The organism is Pseudomonas sp. Irchel s3a10 (genome assembly GCF_900187525.1).
Classification (GTDB): Bacteria; Pseudomonadota; Gammaproteobacteria; order Pseudomonadales; family Pseudomonadaceae; genus Aquipseudomonas; species Aquipseudomonas koreensis_G.
Genome location: NZ_FYDR01000001.1, coordinates 914,699 through 927,736, shown reverse-complemented (window position 1 = coordinate 927,736; position 13,038 = coordinate 914,699). Strand labels below are relative to the sequence as shown.

Annotated in this window: 13 protein-coding genes and 1 pseudogene; 6 read left to right on the top strand and 8 right to left on the bottom strand. The window is 56.8% G+C overall.

The window, feature by feature from the left end; genetic code table 11:
• Positions 1-442: 442 nt before the first annotated feature.
• The 5 genes and pseudogenes from CKW11_RS04050 to CKW11_RS04030 all read right to left on the bottom strand — a co-directional run bounded on the left by CKW11_RS04050 (position 443) and on the right by CKW11_RS04030 (position 4,926).
• Entirely contained in the window at positions 443-1,666 is a 1,224-nt protein-coding gene (locus CKW11_RS04050; RefSeq protein WP_095136500.1) for a YcaO-like family protein, read from the bottom strand.
• Position 1,667: 1 nt separating this feature from the next.
• The gene (locus CKW11_RS04045; RefSeq protein WP_095136499.1) at positions 1,668-1,886 is read right to left on the bottom strand and encodes a hypothetical protein; all 219 of its coding nucleotides are present in this window, start codon (positions 1,884-1,886) and stop codon (positions 1,668-1,670) included.
• Positions 1,887-2,240: 354 nt separating this feature from the next.
• Positions 2,241-3,347, bottom strand: a complete 1,107-nt coding sequence (locus tag CKW11_RS04040) for a DNA alkylation repair protein (RefSeq protein ID WP_095136498.1) — start codon at positions 3,345-3,347, stop codon at positions 2,241-2,243.
• A gap of 2 nt (positions 3,348-3,349) precedes the next feature.
• Positions 3,350-3,955 (bottom strand): annotated as a pseudogene (locus CKW11_RS04035) (glutathione S-transferase).
• Positions 3,956-4,017: 62 nt separating this feature from the next.
• The gene (locus CKW11_RS04030) at positions 4,018-4,926 is read right to left on the bottom strand and encodes a MurR/RpiR family transcriptional regulator (RefSeq protein WP_095136497.1); all 909 of its coding nucleotides are present in this window, start codon (positions 4,924-4,926) and stop codon (positions 4,018-4,020) included.
• Between the two features lie 414 nt (positions 4,927-5,340).
• Between CKW11_RS04030 and CKW11_RS04025 the strand changes: the two genes are divergently transcribed.
• The 3 genes from CKW11_RS04025 to CKW11_RS04015 all read left to right on the top strand — a co-directional run bounded on the left by CKW11_RS04025 (position 5,341) and on the right by CKW11_RS04015 (position 7,899).
• Positions 5,341-5,745: a TraR/DksA family transcriptional regulator gene (locus tag CKW11_RS04025; protein ID WP_003225981.1), complete on the top strand. Its 405-nt coding sequence runs from the start codon at positions 5,341-5,343 to the stop codon at positions 5,743-5,745.
• 236 nt (positions 5,746-5,981) lie between these two features.
• Positions 5,982-7,586 (top strand): methyl-accepting chemotaxis protein, encoded by a 1,605-nt coding sequence (locus CKW11_RS04020; RefSeq protein ID WP_095136496.1) that lies wholly within the window; start codon positions 5,982-5,984, stop codon positions 7,584-7,586.
• Positions 7,587-7,698: 112 nt separating this feature from the next.
• Positions 7,699-7,899, top strand: coding sequence for a hypothetical protein (locus CKW11_RS04015; RefSeq protein WP_003225978.1), 201 nt, complete (start codon positions 7,699-7,701; stop codon positions 7,897-7,899).
• Positions 7,900-7,905: 6 nt separating this feature from the next.
• Here CKW11_RS04015 and CKW11_RS04010 read toward each other — a convergent pair whose 3' ends face one another.
• Together CKW11_RS04010 and CKW11_RS28760 are read right to left on the bottom strand one after the other, a co-directional pair.
• Positions 7,906-8,142 carry a DUF2789 family protein gene (locus CKW11_RS04010; protein WP_095136495.1) on the bottom strand — a complete coding sequence of 79 codons (237 nt, stop codon included), beginning with the start codon at positions 8,140-8,142 and terminating at the stop codon, positions 7,906-7,908.
• Positions 8,143-8,189: 47 nt separating this feature from the next.
• Entirely contained in the window at positions 8,190-8,465 is a 276-nt protein-coding gene (locus CKW11_RS28760; RefSeq protein ID WP_095136494.1) for a hypothetical protein, read from the bottom strand.
• 402 nt (positions 8,466-8,867) lie between these two features.
• On the opposite strand from CKW11_RS28760, the gene CKW11_RS04000 reads away from it, so the two are divergent.
• The 3 genes from CKW11_RS04000 to CKW11_RS03990 all read left to right on the top strand — a co-directional run bounded on the left by CKW11_RS04000 (position 8,868) and on the right by CKW11_RS03990 (position 10,688).
• Positions 8,868-9,338, top strand: a complete 471-nt coding sequence (locus CKW11_RS04000) for a hypothetical protein (RefSeq protein ID WP_007966910.1) — start codon at positions 8,868-8,870, stop codon at positions 9,336-9,338.
• A gap of 8 nt (positions 9,339-9,346) precedes the next feature.
• Complete coding sequence (locus tag CKW11_RS03995) at positions 9,347-9,544, top strand: hypothetical protein (protein ID WP_027612962.1); 198 nt, start codon at positions 9,347-9,349, stop codon at positions 9,542-9,544.
• A gap of 127 nt (positions 9,545-9,671) precedes the next feature.
• Entirely contained in the window at positions 9,672-10,688 is a 1,017-nt protein-coding gene (locus CKW11_RS03990; RefSeq protein ID WP_095136493.1) for an ABC transporter substrate-binding protein, read from the top strand.
• Between the two features lie 131 nt (positions 10,689-10,819).
• Here the strand turns inward: CKW11_RS03990 and CKW11_RS03985 are convergent, their stop codons facing one another.
• Entirely contained in the window at positions 10,820-12,952 is a 2,133-nt protein-coding gene (locus CKW11_RS03985) for a TonB-dependent siderophore receptor (RefSeq protein WP_095136492.1), read from the bottom strand.
• Between the last annotated feature and the right edge of the window lie 86 nt (positions 12,953-13,038).

Sequence of the window (13,038 nt, the reverse complement as noted above, 5' to 3'; positions counted from 1 at the left end):
TTGTCTCGGTGTGGTACGTTCCTAGGAGGCGAATGAAACCACTCGATACGGCTGCAAGCCGTTGCACGATTGTGCAGCCTACTGGTGGATTAGGTAGGCAAATGGCGAGCGTTCGTCTCCCCTGGGCCAAAGCCATGCTCAACAAAAAAGCATCGGTATCGTATGTCTCGTATTCGTTTGAAAGCGACATTGCGGCTCATTCCCTGAATCGATGGGTAAATTGACCAGCATACTCGCGGGCGCGGCGTTATCTACACAACCAAGTAAATCCAGAGAAGGTCTAAGTGCACGCTGCTCGCCGGGTGCTACCTGCCACGAAGGGCTGACATCGACCCAAATCGGTCGGTCACGGGGCAAGGATAGATCATCCAGAGAGTCTTGAAAGGGAAGGCAGCAGCGCGTGGAATAGGCATGATCGACATGGAGAGAATGAGTAACAACATTAATTTTTCGCTAGGATTTGATAACCTCGATGCCCCGGAAGCACTATGACCCCTCGTGCAACTAAATGAAACCGTTCTAACTTTGGCGCTACAATCTGAACAACAGCCACCTCGTCGTCAACTATCACTCTCCTGTAAAAATCTGCTCCTTTTGTTTTGAATCGACTGATAATATTTTTGATTTTCGAATCTAGGGTGGTGGAGTCGTCGCTGACCGCCGTAAAATCAATTAATTTTGTTCCTCCTCTATATTGAAAAACTCCGCCCTCCAAATAAGCAGAAATATATTTTATTCCAGTAACAATCGAAGGTTTTCGGCGTCTCGGCGCGGGCCTGCCGATATGCCTGGAAATATGAAGATACTGCAAAGACTCCAGTATGGATCTTTCAATCGCATATTCTGAGCTAGTGGATGTTCCAGATCCGAAAAATCTTTCTCCGGTGGAGACTGCTTCGATGAAGGACATAAAAGATGGCACGCTGTCATCAGTGGCTATATCGAAGATCTCAATTTTGACGTTTTCTTGTCTGCTAATAGTATGTAGTATCCGTTGAATGCTTTCCGGCAGAGTCCATAGTCGAACTAATTTAACCGGCTCAGGGGGAGATTTGAAGATTGACTTAAGCAACGCTACGCCAATAGCGTCTCGCTCTATCAACTCTAGAATTCCATGCAGCGTCGCCTCGTTGATGTTCACGCCCGCAGCAGATCCGGAGTTTGAGCTGTACCTCATCAAACTGTAATTATTGATAGAAGCCAGCTCCTCAGCATGAGTTGCTTTATAACGAGGATGGATGAGGAATGCGGGGTAATCTATTTTCTCAAGATTTGAAATGTTCACAAATGGGAGTCTGGAGAAATACAACTCATCGTTTCTAACAATTTTTTCTAAGTATGGCGCCCCCTCGGATAGATATTTATCTGTTCCGTTTAGATCTACAATTTTAGGACTGCGGTCGTCCTCTTCATTGTAGGATTGGGTGTATGCATGCTCCAGAGCTTCAAAAATGGCCGAAGCCATGGATTGCCTGAAGATTCCTTTTCCACACCCATTCGTGCGATAACCATCCTTGCTCAATATTTCTAGGTGAGTTGTCGCAATGCCGTCGCCAAGACTTATTGAGTTAATTGAAAATCCTTTTTTTTCAAGGAATGATTTTGCTTTTACAATTGCTGACTCTACATTAATACATCTCTCAACGTCATGATGTGAACATAGCATTTTAATCTTTTCCTAGCTCCAAGATTGATATCAATTCGTCTACTTCCTTAATGTTGAAATTTAGTGTTATTTCCTTGCTTCCTGTAATAACAATCTTTATGTCTACAGGAGTGTTGTCTGATTTTCCTGCCTCGACAAACGCCTCATGTAATTGCCCAAGCATCGCCTCAGCCGAAAGTGCTTGCCCTTTCCCTCTGGTTTCAAAAAATAATTTGCCCATTTTCATCTCCGTCGAAAATATGCGGTGTAAAAAATTGTATTTTGGATTCAGTATGAATCCGCATTTTTTTTGCAGATCTGAGTTTGTATCACTTTAGCCAATATAAGAATTCCTGCTTGCTTGCGCTTAGAAAATATTGCGATATAGCGTCTTCTATATTGGTGAGCGACCTGTTCGGTGCCGGAATCTGATGTGATGACAACAGCAAATTTACAACTGATTTTTACCAGGCCTGGAATGGCTCCTACTGGCTTTCATGCCATTTTCCAAGGGCGGCTCTTGGCCGAAAGCAGCCCCATCCGTAATTCCCTATCAGTCCGAGTCCCGCCAGATCAACGGAATCTATTACCGGTATCAATCAGCAACAATCTCAAACGCACCACCCCCCAAAACCTCCCCATTAACCAAAACCCTAACCCCATGCCGCCCCACAAAATGCTTCCGCGTCGTAAAATCCCTAATCACCTGCCGCCTCCCCACAACCACTTCCCCAAATCCCGCCAACTCCACCGTCTTCAACTTGAAAACCTTCCCCGACACCCCGCCATTCGCCTTCACATAGTCAATCGCATAATCAATCACCAACCGCTGTTCATGCGCCACCGTCGACTTCACCGTAAACGACAACGTAATCGCCTCACCCAACCTCACCACCGCTGGCTCAACCCGCACATCCAGCAACTCAACCTCAGCCTTGGCCCCCGCGCCAATCACCGTCAGCGCGCGCAGATCGCCCTGTTTGATCAAACTGCGCAACGCATGCTTGGCAATCCACGCCGTGTGTTTGTTCTCCAGCGACCAGCCTTCAATCGTGTCCAGCACCCATTCAGGATGCTCTTTGGTCACGTCATTCAGATGGTTCGCCACGGATTTGCGCACGTACAGGCTTTCGTCGGCTTTCAACCGATCAAGGATTCCGGCGGTCAGTTGCGGGTTGGCTTGCACGGCTTCCAGGCGGAATGACCAGGGCAGGCGGGGGCGGGTGCCTTCGCTGGCGAGGCGGCGGACGTGGTGGTTTTGGTCTTGGGTCCAGTCGTGCATGAGTTCCAGCGAGCGTTCGAGGTCGCTGCGCAGGAAGTGGCGGATGGCGAATTCGGAGGAGCCGAAGGTGGTGAAGTATTTCAGCGCTTGCATGGAGGTATCGAAGGCGTGGCTGCCGTAGCTGGCGACGTAGTGCGGCAGGCACATGCTGACGAATCCGCTGTTGAGGCGGGGGGCGAGTTGGCGCAGGACTTCGAGGGAATCTTCGTAGTCCAGTGGCAGCACGGCGTGCAGGCTTTCGCTGACGCGGGCCATGCGTTGCATCACCGACAATTCCGCCAGCCCTTGGTTGGCGTGCTTGAGAAACGCCTTGGCCTTGAACGCCGGGTACACGGCGCTCATTTCGCTGGCGATGTGTTGCAGGCGTTCGGCGTTGAAGATTTCCTTTAACGCCGGGGCGGCGGTGTCGGTGGTGCTCATGGTCAGGTCATCGGGGTGCTGACGAACGCTTCGAGGGTTTCGGCGTACGCGGTGTATTGGGCGATGTGCGGGTAGCGGCGGGTGTCGATCTGGTCGGGGACGACGAGGTCGGTGAAGCTCCAGGCGACGGCGAGGCTGATGCCGGCCTGGGTGAGGGTGCCGTCGGTGGGCAGGCCGGTTTTTTCCAGTTCCTGTTCGAGGGCGGTGAAGGCGGCGGCGAGTTGGCCTTCGACGCGTTCGACCCACGGTTGGTATTGAATGTCGGCCGGGCGCAGGTTGCGTTCGTAATAGAGCTGCACGGCTTATTCGCAGGCGGCGAGGCTGAGGCCGATCAGGCGCAGAGCGTGGGCGCGTTGTTTGAGGTCGCTCGGCAGCAGGCTTTTGTCGCTGGCGGCTTCGAGGTAGTCGAGGATGAGGGTGGAGTCCATCAGAACAACGCCGTCATCGAGGATCAGCGTGGGCGCCTTGACCACCGGGTTGATCTGCTGGAATTGCTCGAAGTGGCGGAACACCGAGACTGACTCATGTTCGAGGTCGATGCCGAGGCGTTTGGCGGAGATCGCCACGCGGCGCACGTAAGGGGAGTCCAGCATGCCGATCAGTTTCATGACGCGTTCCTTCAAGTCGAACCGGTGGGGAAGGCATAACCTAGCCGAGCCTGAGGTAAATGTCAGTCGTCAAAACCGGCTTGTTCGTGAATCTCGTCCACATTCAATTCCAGCCGATACGCCACCGCCACAAATAACGCCTGACACAAACACAAGGTCGCACTCAGCGAACGAAACGCCAGTGCGCTGCCCTCATTCACCAGCAGCAGGCTGTTGGCGTTTTTGGCCAAAGGCGAGAGGTGGCTGTCGGTGAGGATCAGGGTGTTGGCCTGTTGCTGGCGGGCGTAGCGCAGGCAGTGTTGGGTTTCCTTAGCGTAGGGGGTGAAGCTGATCGCGATGACCAAATCACCGCTACGCACGCTGCGCATCTGTTCGCGATAACTGCCGCCCAGCCCGGAAACCAGGTGAATCCGCTTGTGAGTGTGTTGCAAGTTGTAAACGAGGTAGTCGGCGACGGCGAAGGAGCGGCGTACGCCGACGACATAGATGTTGTCGGCGTTGACGATCAGGTCGACGGCTTTTTCGAAGGCAACGTCGTCGAGTTCACGGCCCAGGCGTTCGATGCCGGAGCGGGTGGCGTCGATGCATTCGCGGGCGAGGTCGCCGTCGCTGGCTTGTTGCGACTGGTTGGCGATCATGCTGCGCATGCGTTGCTGATAGTTGTGCACCGGCGAGGCTTTGTGGGTGTAGGCGGCGCGGAACAGCGCCTGCATTTCGCTGAAGCCACTGAAGCCGAAGCGCTGCGAGAAACGCACGATGGCGGACGGATGCACCTCGCATTCCCGGGCGATGTCGCTGATGCGGTCGACCATGATCCGGTCGCTTTGCTGGCTCATGTAGCTGGCGATGCGCTTGAGTTGGCGCGGCAGGGTGTCGTATTCGTCGGTGATCAGTTGCAGCAGACGCTCGGCATTGATCGGGGGGCTGGCGAGGGGGCGCTCGTCGTTGGCCGGCAGATCGGGGCGGGGCATAAGTCTTCCTTCAGGCTGATCAAATCACACAAAGTGCTGGGATGTGCCTGATGTTAGGAGGGCTTTTGGGGTTCTGCTTGGCTGAAACGATGCACCGGGAGAAGAAAAATTCGCGATGAGGCACCAGCGGTTAGCCGTTTGTCTTCTATATACAGCCGCTCGACTGAATTTCTTGCTATAAACGCACTCCGATGACCGCCATGAAGCCTGTGTCAGAGCTGTTTACGGCTGTTGTCGGACAAATTCCCGGTATTTACAGTTGCTGAGGCCTCAAACGGGCCTTAGACTGCCGCCCCTTCGTAAATTGAGTGCCGGGTGGCGTTTGCAATAAACGATGCCTTTTCGTCGACCGGACACGGTTCGCCGGAACGCTCCCTATTTCGCCTTAATGCACGTTTTTTTATAGAGATATCAATGACAAAGGACAAGTTGCTGGCCATGCCGGCAGATGACTACATGAATGCCGAGCAACACGCTTTCTTCACTGAGCTGTTGCAGAACATGAAAGTCGAAACCCACGAGCGCATTGAGCAAAACCGTATCGCCATCGAAAGCCTGGACACTCCGGCCGACCCGGCGGACGCGGCTTCGGTTGAAGAAGAGCGCACCTGGCTGGTGAACGCGATCGATCGCGACCAGCGCATGCTGCCGCAACTGGAACAAGCCCTTGAGCGCATCAAGGAAGACAGTTTTGGCTGGTGCGACGACAGCGGCGAGGCCATCGGCCTGAAACGCCTGCTGATCAGCCCGACCACCAAGTACTGCATCGAAGCTCAAGAGCGTCACGAGCAGATCGACAAGCACCAGCGTCAGGCCTGATTCCATGGCTGCCCCCTGAATCGGGGGCGCCTGCAAAAGATCGCAGCCTTCGGCAGCTCCTACACGAGCTGACGGGCTGCGATCTTTGCTTTTGCTCGTCTGCGATATTTTGCGCGTCGTTCCATTGACCTGCTGCAGACTCCACGACTAACGGACCATGGATAATGGCGTTCTAGTGGCGTTCTAGTGGCGTTTAATGCAGTCACAACAATGAGAACAAGCGTGGGGTGTTGAATATGACGAGAGATGGATCTCTGGTTGGGGCTTTGCCCGCACCAGTGCTGTTGCCGAAAAACCGCTGGATCGCTCCGACCCTGCAAAGCATCGCCCTGATGCTGTTGCTCGCCGGCATGACGCTGGGTGGATGGTCGCTGTACATCGGCATGCCGCTGGCGGTGCTGATTGTCTGGCTGCCGCGCCTGCGCTCGCGGGCCACCCCTGATGCTGCGCCTGTCGATGCCGGCAGCGCGATTTCCGAACTCACCCGCGATCTTTCCTACACCACCAGTCATAACGCACTGTCAGCTGCCGGTGTGGCGTTTTCCGTCAAGCAACTGGCGAGCAAACTCGAATCGCAACTCGACGCGGCGGCGCAGATTGTCAGCAACGCCGAAGTGATGATCGCCACCGAGCACGCCACTTCGCAGCTCAGTCGTGAAGCGCTGGACGCCGCCAGCGAGGCGCATCACAGCAGCGCGGCGGGGCGCACCGAGCTGGTGGATTCGATTGCACGCATGCATCAACTCAGTCAACGCGCCAACGCCAGCCGTGAGCTGATCGAAGCTCTGAGCCTACGCAGCGACGACATTCAACGGGTGACGCTGGTGATTCAGTCCATCGCCAGCCAGACCAATCTGCTGGCCCTCAACGCCGCGATTGAGGCGGCGCGGGCTGGCGAGCATGGCCGTGGTTTTGCGGTGGTGGCGGATGAGGTGCGTGGTCTGGCAGCCCGCACGGCCTCGGCGACCGGCGAGGTCGGCGAGATGGTTGCCGATATTCAGCAGCGCACGGCGCAAGTGGTGGAGCAGATCCGCGAGCTGTCCAGCGATCTGCAGATCGGTGTCGAACAAGTTGAAAACACTGGCCAGCATCTGGAAAACATCGCGCGGCTGGCGGCGGGCGTAGAAACTCAGGTCGGCGAAATCGCCCGTGGTGCGGAAACCAATCGCGAGCAACTCGACAGCCTGTTCAAGGCCATCGAGCAGATGCGCAGTGATCTGGCGATCAGCGATCAGCAGACCCGCCGTCTGGCCGAGGCCGCTGTGCAGATGGAAGGGCAGGCGGAAACCATCAGCGAGCGTCTGGCCGAAGTCGGTCTGGATGACTATCACCAGCGCGTCTATGACCTGGCGCGTGAGGGCGCGAGTCAGATTGCGGCGCGGTTCGAGGCGGATGTCGAGCAGGGGCGGATCAGCCTTGAAGATTTGTTCGACCGTCAATATCAACCGATTCCCGGAACGCAACCGGCGAAGTTTCAGACCCGTTTCGACCGCTACACCGATCAGGTATTGCCGGCGATTCAGGAGCCCCTGCTGCCGCGCCATGAGGGGTTGGTCTTCGCCATCACCTGCACGCAGCAGGGTTATGTGCCGACGCACAACCTGGCGTTCAGTCAGCCGTTGACCGGTGACCAGCAGGTGGACGCGGTGGGTAACCGCACCAAACGCAAGTTCGCCGACCGCACCGGGATTCGCTGCGGCAGCCATCAACAGGCGGTGTTGCTGCAGACCTACACCCGCGACACCGGCGAGCTGATGCACGACTTGTCGGTGCCGATCATGGTCAAGGGCCGGCATTGGGGCGGTTTGCGCCTGGGTTATAAACCAGAGAATCCGCGCTGATCGATTGTTACCGCTCGCGCAATGAATCTGTGCACGTGGGTTGCTGTTTCCTCCGCGACGAAGTCATTAACATGGCTATTAGTTAGGTAGCTAATGAAATCGAGAGGTCAGTATGTGCAGAGTCGATGTCGCGGTGATGATTGGCAGTGGTGTGCCCGCCGGATTGCGCGCAATGGGCCGGAGCGTGTGCTGGGTGGTGTTGCTCAACGGTGAGCGGCGTGGCACCGCGTTCGCCAGTCGCGATGAGGCGGAGGAGTGCAAGGCTGCCTGGCTCGCGCAACTGATGGCCGAGCCTGGCGACAGCCTGCACTGACATTTATTAACGTCCGTCGTGCAGGCGTACGTTCAATTCATCGACCATCACCGCTTCTTCGCCGTCGGCGCGCAGCCACTCCTTCAGAAGTTGCGCCTGTTGTGGCGTCCAGAAGTCGGCATCGATCAACTTGGTTTTGGCGTCCAGCGGATGCGCTTCGATGAAATCGTCGATTGCCCCGTTTTCCGACGGCAGGCCCAGTTGGTCGAACAGGGTTTTCAGATCATATGCAGGCAGTTCCATCGTGTACTCCTTCTTGCGTGTGCCGGAATGGCGCTGTCGCTCGCTCTTTATCTGAGGCAGCCGTTGGACAAGAGTTCGATCCGTGATTCAAGCAAGCGGGCGAGGGCGCACGCTTCGTTGTGGTCTTCGCGGAAACCTCTTACACGACCGGTGGAAGATTCCTTGATATGAAAGAACGCGTTACCCGCCGGAACTACCTGAAATCGCGGTCTGTGATTGCCTGCTCCGTGCTCCGCAAGTTCAGCCAGATGGGTGCCTTGCAGTACGAACGGCGTGTCGACACCTGGGTTGGAAGGCTGGGCAAAGTGGGTCAGAGTGCACATATGAAGTCCTTTTCATGAGTTGACCGACGTTTAAGGGCCGGTTCGGGTAGTCGGAAGGAGCATCGCTGCTCTAGAATCGCCAGTGTCTGCTGGCGACAGGTGCCTATCTAAAGCAATTTTTTACCGGCGATATGTCGGAAAAGGGCTTTTTTTCGTCAGTTTTTTCCCTAAAGTTTGTAGTCCGTCTTCGTTGCGCTTCAATGAAGATTTTTCCTTCAAGGCCTGGCGAACGTCGAGGCAAGTTTCTCGCCTGACTTTCCAGTAGTCTTGCGAACTTGTGATGTATGGGCGCTCCGCTTGTTTCAGGTGTACTGAAGTCATTCGGTAAGAGCATCGGCCTGGCCGTTTTTTTGCCGTGCGCGTTTTGGCGCCGGGTACTTTTTCAGATGTGGGGATGTTTCTTTGGCAGTCAGTAACCTCGATATGCATGCTTTGTTCGTGTTGGGTGATTTGCGTGCAAAGCTGGTCAAGCTGTTCCAGTCGCGTTTTGTTTACATCACCGAACAGAACGCCGAAGGCATTTACGTGGCCGAGATCGACACCGAAAGTGCGTTGGTGGTCGATGACAAACCGGGGCTCAAGCTCAAGGTCGGCGATCATTTCAGCGCGGCCGTTCTGCCCAGCCGTGAAGGCGGCAAGATGGATATCCGCTTTCGCGAAATCAAACTGACGGTATACGGCCTCGGCGATTACGCGTTTGTCGATACAGCGGACGGTCACGCGATCCTGTTTAAGGAAGGCCACAGCGTGGTGACGGTGTTTGCCGCACATCAGCAACTGCAGGAAGGCCTGACCAAGACCCTGAAAGCCGTTACCGGTAAAGCGGCGAAGTGGCGCAAGGGCGAACTGATCACGTTCAAGGCCAGCGAGTGATCGGTGGTGTGAGTCGCGCCGACTTCCATTCGCAGAACCTCGACCGTGCGCGTGAGGAGGCATTGCGCCTGTTCAACGCCAAAGCCGAATTGCAGGGCGCGTGGCTGAACTGGGTGGCAGCGCAGATCTACACCTTGCGGCCTGCGGAATACGCCAGCATGGTCAGACGCGAGCTGCAAAGCTTGCAGGAAAAGTCTGAAACATAACCTCGCCGGGGTTGGCCCCCGGAAAAAGCAGGAACCTCGGCTACAGTCAGTTGACTGAGTATTCAGAGGCTTGCGGTCTTCTGCCAGGCCATCCTGCTATTGCTGTGAACAGCACGAGGTGCAAAGCATGAAAGGAATTCGACGGCTATTGGCCGCCAGCGTGGTTTCGTTCGGTGTGCTGACGGCCGCGCAGCCGGCAGCGGCGGCACAGGCACCGATTCATTTTGCCGACCTGAACTGGGAAAGCGGCAGCCTGATCACCGATGTTCTGCGGATCATCGTCGAGAAGGGCTATGGCCTGCCGACCGATACGCTGCCGGGCACCACCATCACGCTTGAGACCGCGCTGGCCAACAATGACATTCAGGTCATTGGCGAAGAGTGGGCCGGGCGCAGTCCGGTGTGGGTCAAGGCTGAAGCGGAGGGCAAGGTCGTCAGTCTCGGCGATACGGTCAAGGGTGCCACTGAAGGCTGGTGGGTACCGGAATACGTGATCAAGGGTGACCCGGCCAAGGGCATCAAACCGCTGGCGCCGGACTTGCGCAGTGTCAGTGATCTGAAGAAATACAAGGACGTGTTCAAGGACCCGGAAAACCCGAGCAAGGGCCGTTTTCTCAACAGCCCGATTGGCTGGACCTCGGAAGTGGTGAACAAGCAGAAACTGACCGCTTACGGCCTGCAGGACGATTACACCAACTTCCGCAGTGGATCGGGTGCGGCGCTGGATGCCGAGATCAGCTCTTCGATCCGTCGGGGCAAGCCGGTGCTGTTCTATTACTGGTCGCCGACGCCGCTGCTGGGCAAATTCAAACTGGTGCAGCTGGAAGAGCCACCGTTCGATGCCGAGGCGTGGAAGACCCTGACCGATGCCGATAACCCCAATCCGAAACCGACCCGTTCGCTGGCGTCGAAACTGTCGATTGGCGTGTCTACACCGTTCCAGGAGCAGTATCCGCAGATTGCCGAATTCTTCAGCAAGGTGGATTTCCCGATCGAGCCGCTGAACAAGGCGTTGGCCGAGATGAGTGAGAAACACACCGCACCACGCCAGGCGGCTGAGGCGTTCATGAAGGCGCATCCGGAGGTGTGGCAGGCGTGGGTGCCGAAGGATGTGGCGGATAAGGTGGCGGCTGATCTGAAATGAGATGGGCTTCTGTGGCGAGGGAGCTTGCTCCCGCTTGGTTGCGAAGCAGCCCCAAATCGGCGACTGCTTCGCAGCCGAGCGGGACGGTGCGACGATTCGACAAGCTCCCTCGCCACAGGATAAGTGTCGACTCAGAACTTCGTCTGCACCGCCAATTCAAAGGTACGCGGCGTACCCAGATAGTAAGCCGGTGATACATGCGCAAATTCGGCATACACCTCGTTGGTCAGGTTACGCACTCGCCCGGTAACGGTGGTGTGCGAGTCGACCTTGTAGCTGAGGAAGCTGCCGAACAGCGTGTACGACGGCACGGTCATGGTGTTGGCCGTGTCCGCAAACACTGACGCCACATACCGCGCATCGACCCCACCTTGCCATTGCGGCGAAAAATCATACGTCAGCCATAGATTGCCGACCCGGTCCGGAACGTTGGTCGGTGTATTGCCCTTGCGAGACACCACCACACCAGCGGTGTTCTTTTCGGTGAAGTCATCGTATTGCGCATCGACCCAGGCGAAGTTGCCTTCGGCCAACAGCTTGTCGGTGATCCGCAGGGAGCTGGCGATCTCGATGCCTTTCGAGGCTTGCTGACCTACCGGAATGCTGGTGGTCGGGTCCAGCGGGTCAGTCACAGCAAAGTCTTTGCGCTCGATGGTGTAGGCGGCAACCGTCGCCGAGCCACGGCCTTCCAGGTAGTCGAACTTGCTGCCGATTTCCCATTGCTTGCCGGTTGAAACATCGAAGTCCTGCGTGCCGTTCGGTTGTTCGGCGGCGGTGCTGTATTGCACGTAGACGTTGGCCGACGGGATGAACTGGTAGGTCAGACCGACGCGCCCGGTGACCGGCTCCCAGCTGCGTTTGAGGTGCTTGGGATTGGCGGCCGTCACGGTGCGATGGTTGGTCACGTCGAGGTCGATACCGTCGTAACGTAGGCCGGTGAGTAGCGCCAGTTTGTCGGTTAGTGCGAGGCGATTTTCCACGAACAGCGCCTTGGTGGTGACCTCGTTGGTCTTGTCGCTGATCAGCGCCGGGTTGGTGCCGGGAATGTCGTAGAAGTGCCCGGGCCGGTAGTGGTTCGGATCGACCGTGCTCGCGCCTTTGATATTCAGCGGCGAGTTGGTGGTCTGGTTGACCTTGTACTCGAAACCGCCGGACCAGGTGGTGTCGAGGCCGAACAGGCTGTTGTCGTGGCGCAGTTCGAACTGGTTGCCGTTTTGTTCGCCCTGATGCCGCACTTGATAGGCGGTGGAGCGGTTTACTGCCGTGTTGTCGGCGTTGTACTGATAGGTTTCGAGGTTACGGTAATCGCGCTGGCTGTCGAGGTGATACAGCGTGTTGCGCAGAGTGGTGCTGTCGTTGATCCGGTAATCGATGATTGAGCGCACCCAGATCGTGCGCTGTTCGTAGCGCCCGTCCTCGACGTTGTAGTTGTTGAAGCGGTTGTGTTTGTCGATCTTCAACTCGCCGGCCTTGGGGTTGAGCACCGGCGTGCCCCAGTAAGGGCTGTCTTCGTGTTCGTCCTGATATTCCAGGGCCAGGGTGTGCGACAGATCCGGCGTGAGGTCGCTGAGCAACGAAAACGCCACGCTCCAGGCATCGCGTTCCTGACGGTCGATGTAGCCGTTGCTGGTGTTGTGACTGACGTCGAGCCGCGCGTAGTGCTGCGCGTCGGCGCTCGGGTCGGTCAGCGCATGGTTGAGGCCGAACGCGGTTTCGGTGGTGTCGTAGCTGCCGTAGCTGATGCGACCTTCAGCGGCTTGTTCTTCGCGGGTCGCCAGTTTGGTCACGTAGTTCAGCGAGCCGCCGACAGAGCCGGCGCCGTTGATCAGCGACGACGGGCCGCCCACCAGTTCGACTCGATCATAGATCCATGAATCCACTGGCCGGGCGAGGCCGCCGGAGACGGTGACGCCGTTGAACATCTGGGTAATCTGGCTACTGGTGAAACCGCGATAGGAGACGAATCCGCCAAAGCCCGGCGGTGCGCTGGCATTGACCCCGGGCAGGGTGTTGGCGGCATCCTGGAAGTTCTGTGCGCCGTGACGTTCGATGTCGTTGCGGTTGGCGACGGCCACCGAGGCCGGCGTGTCGCGCACGCTCAAGCCGAGGCGCGAAGCCATACCGCTGGATTGGTCGAGGCTCAGGCCCGGTTCGCTGGTGGATTCGCCGTCGATGGTGATCGGCGCCAGATCCACGGTGGATTGCGCCCAGGCGTTAAGGGACAGGCAGCCGCACAGGCTCGCCAGCAAAGGAATATGTTTCATCGTTGAATCCTGAATGCTTGTCTAGGAATCAGCGCACAGGCGAACGCCGCGCGTTGGCGCAGTGAGCTGAAAAATCAAAAAGGCAA

Coding starts and splice junctions, on each gene's coding strand:
- CKW11_RS04050 (WP_095136500.1), bottom strand. CDS start 1,666: ATGCTATGTTCACATCATGACGTTGAGAGATGTATTAATGTAGAGTCA.
- CKW11_RS04045 (WP_095136499.1), bottom strand. CDS start 1,886: ATGGGCAAATTATTTTTTGAAACCAGAGGGAAAGGGCAAGCACTTTCG.
- CKW11_RS04040 (WP_095136498.1), bottom strand. CDS start 3,347: ATGAGCACCACCGACACCGCCGCCCCGGCGTTAAAGGAAATCTTCAAC.
- CKW11_RS04030 (WP_095136497.1), bottom strand. CDS start 4,926: ATGCCCCGCCCCGATCTGCCGGCCAACGACGAGCGCCCCCTCGCCAGC.
- CKW11_RS04025 (WP_003225981.1), top strand. CDS start 5,341: ATGACAAAGGACAAGTTGCTGGCCATGCCGGCAGATGACTACATGAAT.
- CKW11_RS04020 (WP_095136496.1), top strand. CDS start 5,982: ATGACGAGAGATGGATCTCTGGTTGGGGCTTTGCCCGCACCAGTGCTG.
- CKW11_RS04015 (WP_003225978.1), top strand. CDS start 7,699: ATGTGCAGAGTCGATGTCGCGGTGATGATTGGCAGTGGTGTGCCCGCC.
- CKW11_RS04010 (WP_095136495.1), bottom strand. CDS start 8,142: ATGGAACTGCCTGCATATGATCTGAAAACCCTGTTCGACCAACTGGGC.
- CKW11_RS28760 (WP_095136494.1), bottom strand. CDS start 8,465: ATGTGCACTCTGACCCACTTTGCCCAGCCTTCCAACCCAGGTGTCGAC.
- CKW11_RS03990 (WP_095136493.1), top strand. CDS start 9,672: ATGAAAGGAATTCGACGGCTATTGGCCGCCAGCGTGGTTTCGTTCGGT.
- CKW11_RS03985 (WP_095136492.1), bottom strand. CDS start 12,952: ATGAAACATATTCCTTTGCTGGCGAGCCTGTGCGGCTGCCTGTCCCTT.